At 36.6% G+C, this 19,012-nt stretch carries 18 protein-coding genes; 4 read left to right on the top strand and 14 right to left on the bottom strand.

Annotated features, from left to right (window positions below; all coding sequences use genetic code 11):
• Nucleotides 1-8 precede the first annotated feature (8 nt).
• From R3X26_RS09690 to R3X26_RS09665, 6 genes are all read right to left on the bottom strand, one after another.
• Nucleotides 9-2,855 carry a putative bifunctional diguanylate cyclase/phosphodiesterase gene (locus tag R3X26_RS09690; protein ID WP_317717099.1) on the bottom strand — a complete coding sequence of 949 codons (2,847 nt, stop codon included), beginning with the start codon at nucleotides 2,853-2,855 and terminating at the stop codon, nucleotides 9-11.
• A gap of 14 nt (nucleotides 2,856-2,869) precedes the next feature.
• Complete coding sequence (locus R3X26_RS09685; protein ID WP_317717098.1) at nucleotides 2,870-3,901, bottom strand: spermidine/putrescine ABC transporter substrate-binding protein; 1,032 nt, start codon at nucleotides 3,899-3,901, stop codon at nucleotides 2,870-2,872.
• Between the two features lie 286 nt (nucleotides 3,902-4,187).
• On the bottom strand, nucleotides 4,188-4,532 hold the full coding sequence (locus R3X26_RS09680; protein ID WP_317717097.1) for a DUF3316 domain-containing protein: 345 nt from the start codon (nucleotides 4,530-4,532) through the stop codon (nucleotides 4,188-4,190).
• Nucleotides 4,533-4,733: 201 nt separating this feature from the next.
• A complete protein-coding gene (locus tag R3X26_RS09675) occupies nucleotides 4,734-5,198 on the bottom strand; it encodes an ASCH domain-containing protein (RefSeq protein WP_317717096.1) in 465 nt (154 codons plus the stop codon).
• Between the two features lie 128 nt (nucleotides 5,199-5,326).
• Nucleotides 5,327-6,541, bottom strand: coding sequence for a PAS domain-containing methyl-accepting chemotaxis protein (locus tag R3X26_RS09670; protein WP_317717126.1), 1,215 nt, complete (start codon nucleotides 6,539-6,541; stop codon nucleotides 5,327-5,329).
• 258 nt (nucleotides 6,542-6,799) lie between these two features.
• Nucleotides 6,800-7,213, bottom strand: a complete 414-nt coding sequence (locus R3X26_RS09665) for a GNAT family N-acetyltransferase (RefSeq protein WP_317717095.1) — start codon at nucleotides 7,211-7,213, stop codon at nucleotides 6,800-6,802.
• 276 nt (nucleotides 7,214-7,489) lie between these two features.
• Between R3X26_RS09665 and R3X26_RS09660 the strand changes: the two genes are divergently transcribed.
• Nucleotides 7,490-8,722, top strand: coding sequence for an EAL and HDOD domain-containing protein (locus R3X26_RS09660; RefSeq protein ID WP_317717094.1), 1,233 nt, complete (start codon nucleotides 7,490-7,492; stop codon nucleotides 8,720-8,722).
• 58 nt (nucleotides 8,723-8,780) lie between these two features.
• On the opposite strand, the gene R3X26_RS09655 is transcribed toward R3X26_RS09660, so the two are convergent.
• The 3 genes from R3X26_RS09655 to R3X26_RS09645 form a co-directional block, all read right to left on the bottom strand.
• Nucleotides 8,781-9,098 (bottom strand): capsular polysaccharide synthesis protein, encoded by a 318-nt coding sequence (locus tag R3X26_RS09655; protein ID WP_317717093.1) that lies wholly within the window; start codon nucleotides 9,096-9,098, stop codon nucleotides 8,781-8,783.
• 143 nt (nucleotides 9,099-9,241) lie between these two features.
• Nucleotides 9,242-10,192, bottom strand: a complete 951-nt coding sequence (locus R3X26_RS09650) for an acyltransferase family protein (RefSeq protein WP_317717092.1) — start codon at nucleotides 10,190-10,192, stop codon at nucleotides 9,242-9,244.
• Nucleotides 10,193-10,360: 168 nt separating this feature from the next.
• A complete protein-coding gene (locus tag R3X26_RS09645) occupies nucleotides 10,361-10,807 on the bottom strand; it encodes a GNAT family N-acetyltransferase (RefSeq protein ID WP_317717091.1) in 447 nt (148 codons plus the stop codon).
• Between the two features lie 542 nt (nucleotides 10,808-11,349).
• Between R3X26_RS09645 and R3X26_RS09640 the strand changes: the two genes are divergently transcribed.
• Nucleotides 11,350-12,108, top strand: coding sequence for a PEP-CTERM sorting domain-containing protein (locus R3X26_RS09640; protein WP_317717090.1), 759 nt, complete (start codon nucleotides 11,350-11,352; stop codon nucleotides 12,106-12,108).
• A 127-nt stretch (nucleotides 12,109-12,235) separates the two neighbouring features.
• On the opposite strand, the gene R3X26_RS09635 is transcribed toward R3X26_RS09640, so the two are convergent.
• Entirely contained in the window at nucleotides 12,236-14,104 is a 1,869-nt protein-coding gene (locus R3X26_RS09635; protein ID WP_317717089.1) for a methyl-accepting chemotaxis protein, read from the bottom strand.
• 209 nt (nucleotides 14,105-14,313) lie between these two features.
• On the opposite strand from R3X26_RS09635, the gene R3X26_RS09630 reads away from it, so the two are divergent.
• Nucleotides 14,314-14,697, top strand: coding sequence for a CZB domain-containing protein (locus tag R3X26_RS09630; protein ID WP_317717088.1), 384 nt, complete (start codon nucleotides 14,314-14,316; stop codon nucleotides 14,695-14,697).
• A gap of 71 nt (nucleotides 14,698-14,768) precedes the next feature.
• On the opposite strand, the gene mog is transcribed toward R3X26_RS09630, so the two are convergent.
• Both mog and R3X26_RS09620 read right to left on the bottom strand, forming a co-directional pair.
• Nucleotides 14,769-15,302 (bottom strand): molybdopterin adenylyltransferase, encoded by a 534-nt coding sequence (gene mog, locus R3X26_RS09625; RefSeq protein WP_317717087.1) that lies wholly within the window; start codon nucleotides 15,300-15,302, stop codon nucleotides 14,769-14,771.
• A 153-nt stretch (nucleotides 15,303-15,455) separates the two neighbouring features.
• A complete protein-coding gene (locus tag R3X26_RS09620; protein WP_317717086.1) occupies nucleotides 15,456-16,658 on the bottom strand; it encodes an MFS transporter in 1,203 nt (400 codons plus the stop codon).
• A 111-nt stretch (nucleotides 16,659-16,769) separates the two neighbouring features.
• Here R3X26_RS09620 and soxR point away from each other — a divergent pair, with 111 nt between their 5' ends.
• Nucleotides 16,770-17,213: a redox-sensitive transcriptional activator SoxR gene (soxR, locus tag R3X26_RS09615; protein ID WP_317717085.1), complete on the top strand. Its 444-nt coding sequence runs from the start codon at nucleotides 16,770-16,772 to the stop codon at nucleotides 17,211-17,213.
• Between the two features lie 55 nt (nucleotides 17,214-17,268).
• Here soxR and R3X26_RS09610 read toward each other — a convergent pair whose 3' ends face one another.
• Nucleotides 17,269-17,961, bottom strand: coding sequence for a pirin family protein (locus R3X26_RS09610; protein WP_317717084.1), 693 nt, complete (start codon nucleotides 17,959-17,961; stop codon nucleotides 17,269-17,271).
• A gap of 86 nt (nucleotides 17,962-18,047) precedes the next feature.
• Nucleotides 18,048-18,965, bottom strand: a complete 918-nt coding sequence (locus tag R3X26_RS09605) for a LysR family transcriptional regulator (protein ID WP_317717083.1) — start codon at nucleotides 18,963-18,965, stop codon at nucleotides 18,048-18,050.
• Nucleotides 18,966-19,012 lie beyond the last annotated feature (47 nt).

Raw genomic sequence — 19,012 nt, 5'->3', positions numbered from 1 at the left:
CCATAAAGTTAAGAAGACGCCTCGTCATGACCATTCATTTCTATCTGACGATGAATATAACTTTCCGCTTCAGCAAGCGTTGCAAAATTTTTCTGATCAAAGTTATCAGCGAAACCCAGACTTCGTCTTATCTCAATCAGCTGTTTTTTTGTTTCTGGTTTGCTTACTACATAAGCACCGTCAACACATCCTCGCATAAAACAGTATTTGAGCAGTTCACCAATTTTGTTTTCTGTCGCATTTGTAAGTTCATATTCATCATCGGCCAAGATAACCACTCCCCATCGACCATCATGTAGATGCGAAATACATGACGGTATCGATCTAAGGATAAAATCTAATAGCTCATAGTTTGCCGAGCCTTTGTACAAAATTCTAACTATTTGGGCTGAGGTAATGATTTGTACGCTAGCTGTAGACGACTTGAACTCTAATCTCAGTTGGCTTTCTGAATTATCCAATATTAATTGTCGACTATCTCGTTCCGTCATCAGCTGAACAAAGTCTTGCCATGAAATCGGCTTTGACATGTAAAATCCTTGTGCTCGATCACACCCAAGTCTTCTCACATAATCCAGTTGTTCTTTCGTTTCTACTCCCTCGGCAATGACATCAAGAGAATATAAAAATCCCAATTCAACAATAATATCGATCAATGGTTTGTTATTTACAGTAGTGCTTTCAAAAATTGAATTTGTAAATGTGCGATCAACTTTTAAAATATCAACTGGATAATCTGCTAGTTGATTAAAGGCGGTATAACCGGTGCCAAAGTCATCTAACGCGAGCTTTATCCCAAGCTGTTTCAATTCGTTTAAAACAACTTTGGCGTTGACTTCACTGGACACTAAACAGGTCTCGGTAATCTCAAGAACAAGTTGTGCAGGTGGTATTTGATATTTTTCTATAAGATTTCCGATATCTTCAGAAAAAGATTGATTTTTTAACTCCCAAGCCGAAAAATTGGCCGCAAGTACTCCAGTGTAATGATACTTATCAATCAATTCTTTAAGTTTAATGATACAAGATTCTATAACCCAATAATCGATGTCCTTTATTAAGCCTGTCATTTCTGCTACTGGAATAAATTCGGCTGGACCAATGTTGGCCAATACTGTCGATTCCGACCTTAATAATGCTTCTGCTCCCGTTACCTTGCCATTTTTACAATCATAAGTGGGCATCCACACTAAATAAAAACTCTGATCTAAAAGGGCTTGTTTTAAAGCACTTTCTATTTTCTTATGTAAGTTCATTTGCTCAGCAAGTGCTTGAGAATAAAACTGATAACCATTTTTTCCAAAGTTTTTAACTTGATACATAGCAGAATCGGCATTTTTAAGTAATGTCTCTGGTTCTGCTGCGTCATCAGGGTATATTGCAACTCCAACGCTCACCTTGATATCAAAATATTGCTCATTAATCGAAAAGCCTAATGAACATAACTCTGTTATTTTTTGAGCTAACGAGACAACAACCTCATTATGTGGGATATCAACTAATAAAACGGCAAACTCATCACCAGCTAACCGAGCTAACTCACTGTCCCTTATTTCAAATTCCGTTAAGTTTTCTGGAGTAAAAATCACCTTAAGCCGTTGTGAGAATGCTTTTAGCAAGCTGTCACCTACGTCATGTCCGTAGTTATCATTAACATACTTGAAATTATCAAGATCAATGTAAAGAAGTGCACTACGAGTTTGATTCTTCGCGGAGTGATAAATTACTCTTTTCAGAGTCTTGTCAAACATAGAGCGATTAGACAGTCCAGTTAAAGAGTCTGACTGGGCCATTTTATTAAGATCATCAAAAAGAAGAACATAATTATTATTTAGTAAAGCTATTTCGTCCTTCTTGTCTATTCTTTTTAATGCCGTTTCTTGCCCATTTCTAGCATTTTGCACTTGTTTAGTTAACGAAATGACCGGGGAAATAATTTGTTTTTGGATAAGGAGCTTCAGAATGAAAAAAGTTAACATACTAATACCAAAAATTAGGCTAAATATGGCCTGCTTATACGGAGTTAGTAAGTTATGCAGATAGTTTTTAGCTAGTGATATCTCTAATTTCACAAGCGTACTAGCGGTACGAACAACAAGGTGTGACCCTTCTTCTAATACTTCGTTGGATAGCATCGATTCAGACAATTGCATGACTCTATCAACTGGCTCTATATCAATTGTAACGCCCTTCCCAAAGCTTACCTGCAACGGTTGCTTATATCTTTTAGTCAAGTCTATTGTGGTTTCAGCTATAGCAGTGACAAATTTCATGCTACCTGAAAACGTATTATCAGCAATGAGATGTTGAGGTGAAAATGTTCGAAAAACCAACAACGTGATTTTGTCATTCGCTTCTTTTCTAACAAGATAAGAAGCTGGGTTCAGATACGTCGAGCCTGTGGCTTTTAACTGACGAGCCACCGCTGCCTGATGATTAATAATGTCCTTATCAAGTTGCGGTCGTGAAAATGGATCGGTAACATCATAATGAAAAACAAAATCGTTGTTTCCATCGAGTAAACTTACTTTCTCAAACTGACCATATGAAAGTCGAAACTGACCTAAATAACGAATAAAATGACTTTCTAATACTAGTGAAGACTGCTGGGTCACATCATTATTTAAATAACGAATTAATTCACTACTATTGAGGAATACTTCCGTTAGACTAAGTAATTCTTGCATATTTTTATGTATATCAAGAATCGTATATTGACCAGTATATTTCATTTTTTCTGCCGCAGCACTTACTATCAAATCTCTTTGATTCGAGTAGGCATATAACCCAGCAGCAGAAAAAATAGCTAAAATAACAGGCAACAAAATATAATTAATTCTTAACGACAGTTTCATTCTTTCTCTATCGCCTAGTAGTTATTCAAAACAGACATAATTCGAGCTCTTATTTTCATTGAGTCATCATTTAAACCCGTATAATGATAACTTCGGGCGAGTATCGTTGGATCAGGAAATAGTTCTTTATCCTCTAAATACTCCTGACTCACATAATTAAGAGCAGATTTGTTAGTTGTCGCTAACCAAATATCTTCTGCATTCTTTGCAGCAATTTCAGGTCTGTTAATAAAATTTAGAAACTCGATTGTCGCCGTACTCAAAGGTTTATCAGCTGGTGCAGCAAAACACTCATACCATAAAATAGTCCCTTCATCAGGAACAACATAAGTCCAATCTTCTTGCTTGGTAATTTGAGAAAGCGTATAGGTTTCACCACTGTAGATCACCGCTGTCTCCATCTCAGAATTTTCTTGCATTTCTAAGGCATACCCTAGTGCTGTGCGAAACTCGAGTATGTTGTTTTTGTTATTGGAGAGAAGGCTATAAGCCTGCTTTAGCTTATCTTCATCATTCGACATAGGATCATAACCAAGACTAAGTAATGCAGTAGCAATTGTATCAATATCGTCAGAAGGCATAACAACCTTTGTCCCATTTTCAGACAAGGAAAACACTTGGGACCAAGAGGTGATCGGAATATCAATACGACTTGTTCTATAACCGATACCGATTGTTCCCCAAGAATAAGGAACGCCCCAATCGCCGCAACTACTCAATGAATCTACATCCATATGCTGTTTATTATAAATAAGATCTTTACTCAAATTTTTAGCCGCACCGTGAGACTGATATGAATCTAATGTGTAGGCATCTATAATAAACAAATCATATGCTAATGCTCTGTCGGTTGTAATTACCTCATCCCTAAGTTGTTCATTGTCAAAATATATTTGTGTTACTTTATGGCCTGTTTCTTTTTCAAATTGAGCGATTACTTGATCAGAAATATACTCTTCCCAAGTGTAAATTTGGATATTTTCAGCATAGGCACTGAAACAGAAAAAAGACAAGTACAAACTGGGTAGGCTAACTTGAAACGTCATATATTCTGCAACTCCACGTATTAACAAAAAAAACAATAGCAACAAATTTAAGTGTATACGGTTTTATCGGCAGCATCACAATAAAACATTAATATTTTCATGTAAGAAAGTTTTCTAAATTAAATTTGACAGCATTTTCCCCAAGAATTACTACATAATAAAAAAGCCAACAGAATTACATCTGTTGGCTTTTTTATTATATAGCTCATTTAGTTACGTTATACCCTATTTAACATCTAGACTACTTTATAAGCACAGATATAGGTATAAACCAGACTAAATTCAATTAATCGTTGTTGCTGTCACGAGCATCAAAGTGATAATCAACATTCACGATAGCACGATAAGAAATTTCGCCACGCACTTCTGAAAACTCTTCGATAGTAACAGCAGTGTCATCAAGTGTAATGTTGGAAACAACATTCTCACCGATAGGCGCTAATTTAAAGCGTAATTCAGAGCCATTTGCAGTGTGCAATGCGTCAACATAATCGAAACCAGCTTGATATGCTGCTGCTTTAGAGTTAAAGCCATCTGTAAGTAGGTTGGCTTCACTGTATACAGTTTGGTTACCAGCAAATACGGCTGTGCTTAGAAGAGTGGTAGCGGCTAGAACAGTTAATTTTTTCATTTTTTTACCCTTTAAAGTGTCTGTTAATAATGAGTGACAATTTGGTGGAGTAACCTCCCCTCTCACTCGATGGAAGGATTATTAACTATTCTGATGTGACTTACATCACATAAAAATGCAATTCATTATGGAATATTTAGCATCAATAAAATGAAAGTTTTTAGAAATTAGTGTTTATTACCTAAATAGGACATTATTACTTTATTGGTAGACTACCTTAAATTTTTCTAAAACTAACAGCATATCTTCGCTCGGTGTAATACCTAACTCTTTACATTCAAGGCTAAAAAAACGCCAGTGTGCTTCACGCCACCACTGCAATGATTTATCACCTTCACCTTCTTCAGCAGCAAATTGAGCCGTTACCTCGTCAAATTGACATAAATTGACAGACGTTAACTCTATAATACAAATTGGTTTTCCATCCCAATTTGTCACAACCTGAAGATGACCAACCTCTGGCATCGTTTCACCCTCGTGACTATACCAATACGCCATACTACATGATGCCTTCTTTTCTCCGCGTAGGATTAAATCGGCACAAACATTCGCATTGTGCTCATCTGCACAAAAATAATCGGCACTAAAAGAGGTATATTGCTGTGCGAGATTACTGGGCAATGAAGCCAAATATTGATCTAAATATAACTGACTCGATTGTTGCATAATTTTAATCTCTATGAATTAACCTAAAAAAATAAATGACCTAAGCATCAGCATGCGGTTGCTGCTTAATACCAGTTGTTCAATGCCAACTACAAGTCATACACAGCATCTTTAATTCTGATTTAGAATTAGGTCAAGTTAGAAACCGATTTAGCGACATCTTTGGCACCTTGTTGTATATCTTCAATAAGAGAGCAAACATTTTCTAATCTCTCATTAGTATCTATTGACGACTGACTAATCTTCTCCATCGACTGAGATATCTCATTGGTAAGAGACAAATTTTCTAATACCACTCGGCTAATTTCTTCAGTAGAATCGGAAGTACGAGAAGCGAGCACTCGTACTTCATCAGCCACAACTGCAAAACCTCGTCCATACTCACCTGCTCTTGCCGCCTCGATAGCCGCGTTTAATGCCAGGAGGTTAGTTTGGTCCGCAATATTACCAATAACTTGAACAATATTTTCAATACTTCCAGATAACTCTTTTAATCGGCTGATCAATCGCTCAGAATTATCGATATCTTTAACCACACTTTTTGATAACTCTCTTGTTGAAATAAGCGAAGATTGGCCATCAGCAGCCACCTGAGCAGTTTCAATAGCGGTGCTGTAAGCGATAGAGGTTGCTTGTACCGTTGCTTCTTCTTTCATCACTTCGCTGGTTATATCGGAAGCAAATTTTACCACTTTATAAACTTCACCACGTTCATTCTCGATAGGTGTGTAAGAGGCTTGAATCCAAACTTTATCACCATGACGACTTTTCCTTAGAAAACGACCAGTAAATGACTGACCAGATTGCAGTTTCTTCCAAAAATCTGGATTTTCTTTATAAAAATCGTCAAAACAAAAAATTCGATGATGATGAGAAACAACTTGATCCTTTGAATAACCCAAAGCCTGTAAGAAAATATTATTTACATCCAGAACCGTACCATCTGGAGAAAATGAAATAGTGGCAAAAGTTTGATCGAGTGCTTCTAACAGTTCTCGATTAAGAATATTGTTTACGTGAGCTTCGGTTACATCTGATGCGATTTTGACAATCTTTTGTATCTCACCATTAACATAGACTGGGCAATAGGTTGCTTCAATATAGACCTTTTTATCCCCTTTGGCGTAGCGAGGAAATACCCCATCTTTCTTTATTCCAGAAGAAAGATCGCGCCAAAATCGCGTGTATTCAACTGAGTTAACCAATGTTTCCGCACAAAATAGTGAATGATGTTTACCTTGAATTTCATCAATGGAATACCCCATTAAAGATAAAAATAGTTCACTCGCGTCCAAGACATTCCCTTTAGTATCAAACGAAATCATGGCTAAAGACTGGTTCAGCGCATGAATAAGATCTAAATTTGGATCGGGTATAGTCTCAACTTTTTTCTTATTGAAAAAGATAACAAACCTCCATATTGTGCTAAAAATAAAATAATCGAATTAGATTGGCGTAATCAATTGACGCTAACTTTAGCGGATTACATAACGATAAAAAACTGACTGCATACTATACGCTCATTTGGGGTTATAGGATCATTTCAACACCTATCGTTTGGTTAACGATTAAATGGACAATCTACGTTAGAGCATTTTTCTCTAACACAACTCGCTTACATCCGACATCAACCAACAGCTATTATGTTGCGTAAAACCTATTTTTGGATAGTATTCCGTTGCCTGTGGCGCTGATAACAATATTAACTTACATCCGTCTTGTAAGGCACCAAAAGTATTCCGAATCAATTCTTTACCAATACCACTGGCTTGAACATTGTGAGATACCGCCAAATCAGATAGATAACAACAAAAGGAAAAATCGGTTACAGAACGCGCAACTCCAACTAACCGATCCCCTATCCAAGCTGAAACTAATAGGTCTGCGTTGCTCAACATACTAGCAATACATTGTTTATCATCAAGTGGCCGCCTCTCTCCTAGCGTGGTTTCTTGTAAAAGTTCCACAAATTGCTCTGCACTAATAGAGCGATTAACAAAATAATCAACTTGCACGATTTTTGAGCTCCCAAATAACAATATCGATTAATTAGCATAAACTAATAGTATTTACTACAATATGCTTCGCTAGGCGTATTCGTTAACAGTAAATTAACGTAACGCATGCATTTACAACAACAAATTAAATGAAAAATACACGATAAACTAGTAATAACTCATGATTAGTGATAAATAAGTCAGTTGTATTGATCGAAGTCTAAAGATAAAAATTCAATAACCATTATCATACAATATTATGAGCACGTTAACTCTACGAGTAAATCAGCAATTATGAAGAAAACGCAGAAAGTAAATACTGAAACTAACCAATATACTTATACCGCTAGACAACCTATCGTCGATCGAAATATTGAGATAATTGGCTATGAGTTACTGTATCGTAATAGCGTGAGAAATGCCTTTCCTGACATTGACTCAGATCTTGCAACTCGGCGGATCCTAATTGAGCAATTTATTACCCGACAGCAACAAATTCTGAATGGTAAATTAGGTTTCATTAATTTTGACAGTGTCTCACTACTCAAGAAAATTCCGCTTGATTTTGTAGAACCCAACTTCATTATCGAGGTACTAGAGACCTGTGAACCCAATCAGGAACTTTTAGATACCTTAAAGGAACTTAAATCAATAGGCTATCAAATTGCACTTGATGACTTTGTGCCAGATGAAAGGTGGGACGTGTTTTACCCGTTTGTTGATATTATTAAGTTTGATTTGCAAGTTTATTCGCTAGACAAAGCAAAAGTTTTTTTTGAAAAACACCGCAAGTTTGGCATCACATATATAGCCGAAAAAGTAGAAACCTATGAAGAATTTCATCTTGCTAAAGAAGCAGGTTTTGACTTATTTCAAGGCTATTTTTTTAATAAACCAGAAATCATCACCAACAACAAAATCACCTCATCTCTAAATACCAGTATAGAACTCTGCAAAGCAATTGCCGATGAGGAAATGGATTTCAAAAAAATAGAACAAATTATTTCCCAAGATGCGGTTTTTTCACTGCAATTATTGAATTTCGTTAATTCTAGTGCTCATATTAGCGCGCCAATCAACTCATTTCGCCAGGCTTTAGCTTACCTAGGTGCAAACCAGATAAGAAAATTTGTATCCTATACCGCACTTTTGGCTATTAACCCTAAAAAGCCGAAACAGCTATTTTATATGTCTCTACAAAGAGCGAAGTTCTTTGAATTACTGATGACGAAAACATCATATAAAACAATGGCAAACGAAGCATATCTTTGCGGAATACTCTCTCTGATTAACGGAATTTTAGACTGTGATTTAGATAAAATTCTCGCTTCGCTTAGCTTGTCAGAATCAATTAAAAAAGCGCTAACCGAACGAGAAGGAGTACTCGGTTTATTACTGACACTATCGGAAGCGTTAGAGAAAGCAGATTGGGGCGAAGTAACCATAATAGAAAAAAAATTAGGAGTGGACCTAGCAGTAATTATCGAGTGCGAGTTTGATGCCCACCTGTGGCTTAATGATTGTTAAGTGCTATTAACAATCATTTGCTAAAGGTATAAGTGTTTGAGTACCAATTGTATCATAACTAAATTTTTTTCTGTTTTAAAAGTAAATCTATAGCAGAAAAATTTTCAGATATAATATCTGAATGTTTAACTGCTCCATAAAAACTAACAGGATAGTGTGATTTTCCATGACTTTGTCGTTGTGAAAAAATGAATTTTCTCTCTCTATTGATGATATCAAAATAGCTATCTAGACTATTTAAAGCGATGGCAGAAGCATCACAATAGATACCACCATATTGATTGATAAGATTCGCTCTATAGACATCACATTTTACAGCCGGATCTGTTTTATTTTTAAATATGATAGGCCTTATTTTATCTAATCGCCCTTTCACATCAATATTAATGTTTCTGGTTGTTCCTCTAATACCCGGAAGGTAAGAGTTTATATTAAAACCATTTCATATAGAGTAAGTGATTAGTTAGTTTATACAACGACCTAAATATATCACTGAGGTAGTCACCTATTTGATTTCTCTTACAAAATAAAAGACCATCTGGTTTTATCTCTAACTTTAATCAAAACAAAAGACGCTAAAACAGATATTAATATGCATAAAATGGTTAGCGTCGTTCCTTGGTATCCCGACATAAAAACATCTCTCAGAATAATTAAAAATGATAGGTGCACAAAATAAACACCGGAAGATACAAAAGCTAATTTTTTGTTTTCACTTTTAAAAGGCATTTTTAATATAACTAAAAAAATCGCTGGACAAATAATAGCTAAAGACAATAAATTGTCAAAACCACCATCATTAAAAGGATTCGAGTAATTATAGTAACTTTCTAACAACAACAAAACAAACCCAGAAATAACAATTAAAATCAGACGACTAAAGCTCGCATTGTACTCTGTATGTCTAATATAAAAACCAATAAAAAAAAAGGGAAAACCAAAAAATAGAAAATTTCGGTGAAAATTAATCTTGTTTAGTAACATATCAAAAAATTCATTTTCAATAATATGGTAATTGCCCATATATTGAATCAACACCCCTGTTAAGAAAGCAACAAAAGCAAAACAAGCAGCTTTTCCTAAATTATTTCTAAATAAAAAGGTCAAAATCCCTGCCCCTACCATTGCAGGTAAATACCATAAATGGTTATAACCAAGCATCATAGTGTTTATTGTAAAAACAACCCCATTACGTTCAAAATCAAACCAAAAATAAGAATAACACAACATCCAAAATACATAGAGCAATGTTATCTTTTTTACCCATTTAGCTAATTCTGAAATGTTAGCTATCGAAGAAAAATAGTATCCGTTTATCACAAAGAACAAAGGTACTGCAATTCTAAAAACACCATGTACGGTTAAAAAGTGACCTGCGGCACTAAAATCGTTAAGAAAGCCGGCATGTAAACCTACTACCATAAAAGCTAAACAAAGTTTAAGTATATCTAATGAAAAGTTACGCTCCATGCTGACCTCTATTAATTTCCGACATTAAGTAATGATGAGAGAAAAAGATTCACGCAATAATTACTAAACTAAATAATTCTAGTGTCAATATAATTAAAGTACCATAGTTACATATTCAGTGAATAATCAAAAATGAGAACATCAATATATAAAACCTACTTTATACAATTAATTTAAGTTCAAAAAATAATGATATGTGGCTAATTCCTTTTCATACCCTAAAGACTCATATAAGCGTTGGGCAGTAATATTGTTCTCGCTGGTTTCCAAAGCTAACCCTTTAGCCTTATCGTTAGCAGCGAAATCCCTAGCTACATTCATTAACTTTTTAGCGATACCTTGTCTTCGTGCTTCATCAGCCACGTAGAGATCATTTAGAACCCAAATTCTGGCGGCAGAAACTGAAGAAAAACTAGGATAAAGTTGAGTAAAGCCGACACCCTGCCCCTCATTATTTACCGCTAAAAAAATCACTGACTCTTGGTTTTCGATCCGAGACTTTATAAATTTATGCGCCGTGGTTACATCGCTAACTTGAGCATAAAAGACTCGATATAAATCAAAGAGAGGAGTGATTAACTCTAAGTCCTCGATGCCTGCTTGCATTATTTTCATTTACTTCGTCCTTTTTTGGTTAGAGAAACGCTACCTTATATTACTCAACTACGTTCGATTTGCCGTGTCCATTAATGCCGCTTTGCTACTAGTGCTTCAACGCTAGACTCGAACAACCATTATTCATATAAATATTATCTCGCAGCAGATCTTTCACTGTCCTTATTATTTTGAATTTCCGAATCAACTATAGCATTCAAATTGTAAATATTTACAATAAGTTAAATTATTAACTAATAAATTTATTGTAAAATGTCAGCTTTATTTACACCTTAAAAAATCAACAACATACGCCTTCCCTGTTGTTAATATAAAATAAATATATTCATATATCAGTGACTTACAATCAACTTAACTATCAGATTATAATTTGGAATAGAAATCACATTAAAATGTAACACCGTGTTAGATTCATAAATGTCAGTAATATTTACACTAATTTCAATTTAATATGTAACTTATTGATTCTTAATGGCGGCATAGATATTGCTTGCTATATTCGAATCACAAGAAAGTGATACAACTAAAAAGAGAGATAAAAAGTGAAAAAAAATCTATTTTCTGTTGCAACGTTAGTGTCTGTATTTTTTGTCGGTAATGTTAACGCTGCACTAGTTGATTTGTCGACATGGACCTCAGAAGGGCAAGGTACTTGGGTCGTCGCTAATGACAACAATAGCGTAACTCAAACTGAAAACAGCTTGCCAACCGTTTTCTTTAATGGTGAAAATAGCCAGAATCAACAGCTATCAGGTGAAATTACGGTTAATACACGAAGTGATGATGACTTCATCGGTTTTGTACTTGGTTATAACACTGGTGACCTAAATAACGACGCTGCTGATTACCTGCTAATCGATTGGAGACAAGCGGAGCAGAATACTGCTGAAGCAGGTCTTGCTATTTCACGAGTAACTGGCGCATTTACTAATCCATCGTCAGGAATTGTAAACTCGGACTTCTGGACTCATGTTGATGGAGGTATTGTTGAGGAGCTTGCTCGAGGAGCAACTTTAGGCTTAACTGGTTGGTCAGACTACGCTACCTATTCATTTGACTTACTGTTTACCTCTTCATTAGTTGAAGTCTACGTAAATGATATATTGGAACTGAGTGTTAGTGGCTCTTTCAACGACGGCTCGTTCGGTTTCTATAACCTTAGTCAAGATACTACTATTTATTCAAGCTTTACCCAACAAGCTGTATCAACCACTGAAATTCCAGAGCCAAGTTCGTTAGCTATTTTTGCGGTAGGATTATTAGGCTTTGCTGGTTACCGTAAGCGTAACGCAAACAAATAAACCGAAATACATTAACGATTTGGTTAATCACAAATTACAGCACGAACAGAGTAAATTCACTATTGTTCGTGCTTTTTTAACTCTAAAATAATAGATTAGCACTAACCTAACAGTATTTCTTGCTATTCTAAACAATAAATTTATTCAAAATTTCGCTCTGCTCATTCATGTTATCAACTTGCACTTTCATTGCTGCACTAGCTTCTCCTGCATCATTAGATATTGCTATTGAAAGGTCTTTAATCTTTAATGTATTAGCATTAATTTCTTCCGAAACTAGACTCTGCTCCTCTGCGGCCGAAGCTATTTGTAGGTTAAAGTCGGATATACATTGGATAGAATTACGTATATTTTGTAACGCATCATTGGCTCTATGAGCTTTAGACACGGTATTCTCAGCACTATGTTTACTATGTTCCATCGCTGAAGCAACGGATCGCGTCCCCACCTGCAAGTGCTCAATCATACTACGTATCTCACTCGTTGATTCTTGAGTCCTCTGAGCGAGAGAGCGAACTTCATCCGCAACCACTGCAAAACCCCGTCCTTGCTCTCCTGCTCTCGCAGCTTCAATCGCAGCATTAAGAGCTAATAAATTAGTCTGGTCAGCAATATCGTTAATAACCTGAAGAACCGTCTCAATACTTATTGTTGCATCTTCTAGAATTTTCACCTCGGTAGCCGCTAAATCAATTTTATCTGATAACTGATCAATTGCCTGTGTGGTTAAACTAACCACTTGCACGCCTTTTTGAGTTGCTTCCTCCGCTTCTTGTGCTATAGATGCTGCTCCTTGAGCGTTACCAGCTACATCATTCGAGGTTGCCGCCATTTCGTTCATCGCGGTAGCGAGTTGCTCTAACTCCTCCAACTGTTCTGCCACGGCACCCGCAGACTGTTCCGCATTTTGTGCTGCACCTGAAACCCCTTGTATAACTTTACTACTGATATTTTTAAGTTGAGTAATATGCCCATGTAAAGTACTTGTAAACTGATTAAAGTTATCTGCCAGTTCCGAAAATTCTGGATCAGTTTTGGTATCTAACCGCTTGGTTAAATCACCTTGACCTGATGCAACATCTTTGATCGCTGTATTCAAGCGGCTTAAAGGAACCATCAAGTTGGTGATACAGACAAGTAACACCACAGTAGAAATAACAACCGCACTAATTCCATATATTATTGACGTAGTTTTTATATGCTGAATGGCATCTAACGCTATGTCAAAATCGATTTTCGCACCAACATACCAATCGCTGCCTGTTACTTTAGCAAAATCAAATACATAATCTGTATCATTCATCGATACTCTTTGTCGTCCTGACTGTACTTGGACATTAGATTCATACGAATAAAATGATTGACCATTTTTTTGTTGATCTGGGTGCGCGATCGTTGTGCCTTTTTCATCAACAATAAATAATTGACCAGCACCGAATAACTTAACTCGGTTTACTATATCAGCTAAGTGGTCGAGGCTTACATCATAAAACATCGCACCGATAAATTTGCCATTTTGTTTAATAGGTGTCGCCAAAGAAATAAGTATTTCTTTGGTAATAGAATCGGTATATGGAGCAGTAACAATCAGATCATTACTCGCTTTTACCGCTTTATACCAAGGACGCTCACGAGCGTCGACTGACGTTCCTGGCTCCGAATCAGGGTCTGATGTAAAAACTTTTCCATCGGCCTCCATACCACCACCAACCAAAAGAAAAACATCCGATAATGCGGGTTGTTGAAGTATCTTTTCAATCGCGCTTTTGCTTGGATTACTATCAACTAAATTAGATACATAACGAGCGAAGTTTTTCTTATCTTCAATTTCTGACGCAACGTTATTCGAAACACTACTAACGACATCATCAATTCCACTCGTTGTATTGAGATAAATTTCATCACTTACAGTAAAATATAATTTAAACGAAAGCAGTGTGATAGTTATGATTAGTAGTGCGGAAGATACCGCGACTATTTTATAGCTAAATTTCATACTTATACCTTTTGTTTTATTCGTCTCTTTTTACATCAACGATCGCAATACTATGCTATGTCAACATGAACCAACACTTAGATATATAGTTCATAAAACTATAAAAAGAATTATTAAATAAATTAAATTCTAACAAATCTTTGTTTTTTATTATTTTACAGATAATAACTCTAAAGAATAGTAATGAAGAATGAGCTGTTTGATAATTCTTGACCAGATCGTGGGGTAGATTAAAATTAATTTATAAATCCAGTAAACATAATAAACGTGGCGTATTGTTTAACTACAAGAAATTAAAATCAGAAAATGATGCCCTGAAGCAAGAACTGGCAACTTTAAAGGCTCACGGCGAATGCCGGCTAGGACAATGGTACACAAAGGCGGATGGTAATGGATTCCAAAACCTTATCAGCTATCCAATGATAGAAGAACCTCACAGGTTAGTACACGAATACGGCAGAAAAGCTATGCAATCTGGTCTTAATAAGAATGCGGATGATATCATTAATTCGGTTCACGCGATGGAAGAAGCAAGCACACGAGTCGTCTATCAACTTGACGTATTAATGGAAGAAATTATCAATGCAAAGTAATGCGCTCAGGCGATTAATTTAAGTGAAGGGAACTTGCCCCTCACTTTACAGGTATTACACTATTAGAGTGGTTATTTTTGTTTTGGACGAAACGGCTTAATCACGTCTTCATTACATACTAAGAAAGGTCCTTCCATTAGATCGATACAATAAGGTATAGCAGGAAAAACAGCATCTAAACATTCACGGATAGATTTAGGCTTACCCGGTAAGTTTACAATTAAAGTATCGGCGCGAAGACCGGCTGTTTGACGTGACAAAATAGCGGTTGGAACAAATTTTAGTGATTCAGCGCGCATTAATTCACCAAAGCCAGGCATCATACGGTCGCACACTGCTTCGGTCGCTTCAGGGGTAACATCGCGCTTTGCAGGTCCTGTACCTCCTGTCGTCACAATCAAGCTGCAATTCTGCTTATCCGCCATAGTAATTAAAGTCGCTTCAATAACATCTTGCTCATCTGGTATCACTTGATATACCGGTTCCCAGTCGGACACTAAATACGAATTCAAAGTGTCAATTATCGCCTGGCCAGAAAGATCGTCATACACACCTGCACTTGCTCGGTCACTAACCGTGACAATACCAATTTTAGCTTTAGTCATTTATTGTCTCTTAAATTGAATGGTTGCTGACACCAAGTTTAAAGAAATAAAATCAGTAGGTCTTGTTTTTTGGGTAATTATTGTCACTGGGTTTTATTGAACAAATAATAATATTTTTATGACAATCATAGCCACAAACAATCATAAGCCTATTTAAGCTATTTCCATTATAAGCCCAGTCTGTTTATTCAAGTACAGCATTAAAATGACGGCACAAACCATAACGCCGGCCGCAAGAAGAAAACCAAGTTGAGTAATATCGTAATAACTTAAACCAGCAATCGCCACATAACTGATACTTTGCGCCAACGTAGCAAACATCTGTAATCCACCGTCCGCCCTGCCACGTTGATCAATACTAATACTGTGGTGCATCAGGTTTGTGCGTGCAATTCGATTTAACGCATTAAATGTTCCAAAAAAGAAAGTAAACAAAAGTAATAAATGAGGAAGAAAAGATACACTCATCCCCATGAGCATGATTGAAGCGGCGCCCATGGAAACAATCATGATAATTCGATATGAAGCTAATTTTAATAATCTTTGTACAAATAATCCCGTGACTAATGAGCCCATCCCAAAAGCGATATTATAGCCAGCAAACCATTCACCTGAAATTTCTGCCTCTGAAAACCAGATTGGAACCAACTTAGTCAGAAAAGTTAATACTGGATAGCTCAATGCAGACAACATAAGAAAAGCATAAAAATGAGGTCGTAGAGTAAAAATTTGTTTGCTTTCCTTCATCTGTGCCACAAAATTAACCGAACTTGCAGTAGCTAATTTTCGGCGATAAGGCGTCAATAAGTAGCTAAAACTTGCAATTAACGAGGAAATTGCAGCAAAAAAAGAAAATCCAACCATACTCCAAATATCAAGTAGCACAACACCTAATGCCCCAGCACCTAACGTTGTTGCCTGCATAACTATCTCTTGTTTACCAGAAATCGCCGCATATTCATCTTGTTCAAAGTTTTCTTGAGTAAAGGCATTATTAGTAGACCATGCTAAATTACTTGATGTCCAAAAAACTAACTGAACCGCGGCAAGAACCCATTCAGATCCATATCCAAAACCATAAAACAGAGCAGTTATAGCGGCAACGCTTGCTTGTATACACTGAACCCAAACTAATATTTTTTTTCTCGAGCAGCGGTCGATGAAGGTTGAAAACACTGGTGTCATGACAAAAGAAATAGCCGTACAACCAAAAGCAACCATGGCAACAAACCCGCCCATATTAGGTGTTTCGAGCATAATCCAAGGCAATGCCATCATAAACAACCCTGATGAAATTCCATCAAAGAATCGACCGATTAAATAATACCGAGTGCTGGTTTTTACTTGTAACTGCATTTTCTAGTTCCATCTACGTCATATTTAATGCTAGGTTAATACCTCAAGTTAACTTTAGGTAAAGCACTTTTTAACGAATAGAAAGAAAAACCCAACAAACTGGAGTACAACATGGAAATGACGGTAGGCGAAGTAGCAAAAAGATCAGGCGTGAAGGTTTCTACCTTACATTTTTATGAACAAAAGGGACTTATCTCTAGTTGGAGAAATCAAGGTAATCAGCGTCGATATCACAGAAATGTGTTGCGCAGAATCGCCGTCATTAAAGCGGCTCAAATGGTTGGCCTTACACTAGAAGAAATCGCTGTATCTCTGGCGGACTTACCAGAGCATCAGGCTCCAAATCGTCAACATTGGCAACAAATGGCATCAAATTGGAGTGCTATGCTCGATCACCGTATTCAGCAATTACAAGCATTAAAAGACGATCTCGGTGGGTGTATTGGCTGCGGGTGTCTTTCTATGGACTCTTGTGCTATCTATAATCCACAGGACATTCGCGCCAAAACTTATGCTGAAAAGACCTTACTTTCTCATCCTGAAGAATTCAAATAGACTTCTTATATGGCGCGATATAAAGTCCGAGTTATTATTGATTTACACTATTGATTTACACTAAAGGTAAATCAAACCAAAGCGCTTCAATAGAGGTATCAGCTTTCACCACCAGTGTCTTATCAGGTTCAATAGTAAAGGCATCACCTTGGTTAAATACCTGTCCATCAACCATAATTTGTCCTTTAATAAGATGTAAATAGCCCATACCTAATTCAGAACATAAGCTGATATTTTGGTTTTTCTCTAAAACTAAACGAGAAATCATTACGTTCTGATTAATCGATAATGAGCCGTCGTCACCATTTTGGCTGACCAGCAAAGTCAAATTGTCTTTTTTAGGAAAACTTTTCTGCTCATAACTGGGTTCAATGCCGCTAACATTCGGTTCAATCCAAATCTGAAGAAATTTCACTTTATCTGTATTTGAAGCATTAAATTCAGAATGGGTGACGCCTCGACCAGCACTCATTCGTTGCACGTCTCCAGCGGGCACTGCGTAACTATTTCCTGTGCTATCTTTATGCTTTAACGCCCCCTCAATAACATAAGATATGATTTCCATATCATTGTGGGCATGCTCACCAAAACCTTTTCCTGGCATCACCGTATCATCATTAATAACACGTAAAACAGATACGCCAACATGGTTCGGATCATAATAGCTGCCAAACGAGAAACTGTGTTTACTCTGCAACCAACCAAAATCCACAACGCCTCTATCTTGTGCTTTTCTAATATATTTCATAGGTTAATCCCTCCAATTAATTTGATGGGATTAATGCTAATCTTTATTGTGAACCGTTAAAATTAGTTAATTTCGAGTTTATTATTCTATAAATTAGAATGTTCTTCAGATGAGTAGTCATGGCAGAGCGTTGTTAGTTCTGCTAAAAAGTATCGAGCAACCGGGCCCAAACTATCTTCATCTTTGAACGTTAAATAAACTTGTGCCATGCGTTCACTATTGATACCAAGTTGCAGCGATTGAAGATCGCCATTTTTTAATTGCTCTTCAATCAAACTCAGCGGTAGCCACGCGAATCCTAACCCTTTGGTAATGATGTCTATAGAGCTTTGCATGTGACTAACGGTCCAACGTTGATTCGCTTCAAGCCAGCCATCGCTAGCCCTCTCTTTTTTATTCAACTGAGACGAGTCTCTTACGACTATTTGTCGATAGCTTTTCAAATCTTCCAAAGTCAGAGTTCGACCAAGACTATGCAAAGGATGAAGCGGACTAGCAACAGCGGCAAATTTAATGCGATAAAGGCCTTGGGATACGCCACCCTCTAACGGTTTTCCACAGATCGCTATTTCAGCATCACCGTTCTCAAGCATCTCATTTGCTCCACTTAATATGGATTCAAATAATTCAATTTGCACCAATGGAAATTTTGTCGAAACCTGTTCTAGCACGGCATAAAGCAGTTGACGAGGAAACACTTCATCAACTGCAATTTTCAAATGAGTTTCAATACCTTGACTTAAAGTAATACCAATATCTTCTACATTTTTGGCTTCTTCAAGCAAATAACTGGAACGCCTAAGGATCATTTTACCGGCTTCAGTTAGGACCGTTTTTCGTCCTTCAATCGAAAATAATTTAATACCTAGAGACTCTTCAATTTTACTCACTGCATGATGAATACTCGATTGGCTTTTGTGCACTTGCTGAGAGGCTTGATTAAAACCACCATATTTCACGACAGCATGGAACATACGCCATTGCTCTAAAGATATCCGTAGCATTATTTCCTCACTTCAATACGTTATCGTTTTATAACGACATGATTATT

Origin of the sequence: Vibrio sp. TH_r3, assembly GCF_033101115.1 — a bacterium.
In the GTDB taxonomy this organism is placed as follows: domain Bacteria; phylum Pseudomonadota; class Gammaproteobacteria; order Enterobacterales; family Vibrionaceae; genus Vibrio.
This window is presented reverse-complemented; position numbering and strand designations above follow the sequence as displayed.

What these genes read in the sequence shown, in the direction of transcription:
- R3X26_RS09690 (WP_317717099.1), bottom strand. Translation starts at nt 2,855, where the DNA reads ATGAAACTGTCGTTAAGAATTAATTATATTTTGTTGCCTGTTATTTTA.
- R3X26_RS09645 (WP_317717091.1), bottom strand. Translation starts at nt 10,807, where the DNA reads ATGAAAATAATGCAAGCAGGCATCGAGGACTTAGAGTTAATCACTCCT.
- R3X26_RS09610 (WP_317717084.1), bottom strand. Translation starts at nt 17,961, where the DNA reads ATGAAATATATTAGAAAAGCACAAGATAGAGGCGTTGTGGATTTTGGT.
- mog (WP_317717087.1), bottom strand. Translation starts at nt 15,302, where the DNA reads ATGACTAAAGCTAAAATTGGTATTGTCACGGTTAGTGACCGAGCAAGT.
- soxR (WP_317717085.1), top strand. Translation starts at nt 16,770, where the DNA reads ATGGAAATGACGGTAGGCGAAGTAGCAAAAAGATCAGGCGTGAAGGTT.
- R3X26_RS09685 (WP_317717098.1), bottom strand. Translation starts at nt 3,901, where the DNA reads ATGACGTTTCAAGTTAGCCTACCCAGTTTGTACTTGTCTTTTTTCTGT.
- R3X26_RS09650 (WP_317717092.1), bottom strand. Translation starts at nt 10,192, where the DNA reads ATGGAGCGTAACTTTTCATTAGATATACTTAAACTTTGTTTAGCTTTT.
- R3X26_RS09605 (WP_317717083.1), bottom strand. Translation starts at nt 18,965, where the DNA reads ATGCTACGGATATCTTTAGAGCAATGGCGTATGTTCCATGCTGTCGTG.
- R3X26_RS09680 (WP_317717097.1), bottom strand. Translation starts at nt 4,532, where the DNA reads ATGAAAAAATTAACTGTTCTAGCCGCTACCACTCTTCTAAGCACAGCC.
- R3X26_RS09620 (WP_317717086.1), bottom strand. Translation starts at nt 16,658, where the DNA reads ATGCAGTTACAAGTAAAAACCAGCACTCGGTATTATTTAATCGGTCGA.
- R3X26_RS09660 (WP_317717094.1), top strand. Translation starts at nt 7,490, where the DNA reads ATGAAGAAAACGCAGAAAGTAAATACTGAAACTAACCAATATACTTAT.
- R3X26_RS09675 (WP_317717096.1), bottom strand. Translation starts at nt 5,198, where the DNA reads ATGCAACAATCGAGTCAGTTATATTTAGATCAATATTTGGCTTCATTG.
- R3X26_RS09635 (WP_317717089.1), bottom strand. Translation starts at nt 14,104, where the DNA reads ATGAAATTTAGCTATAAAATAGTCGCGGTATCTTCCGCACTACTAATC.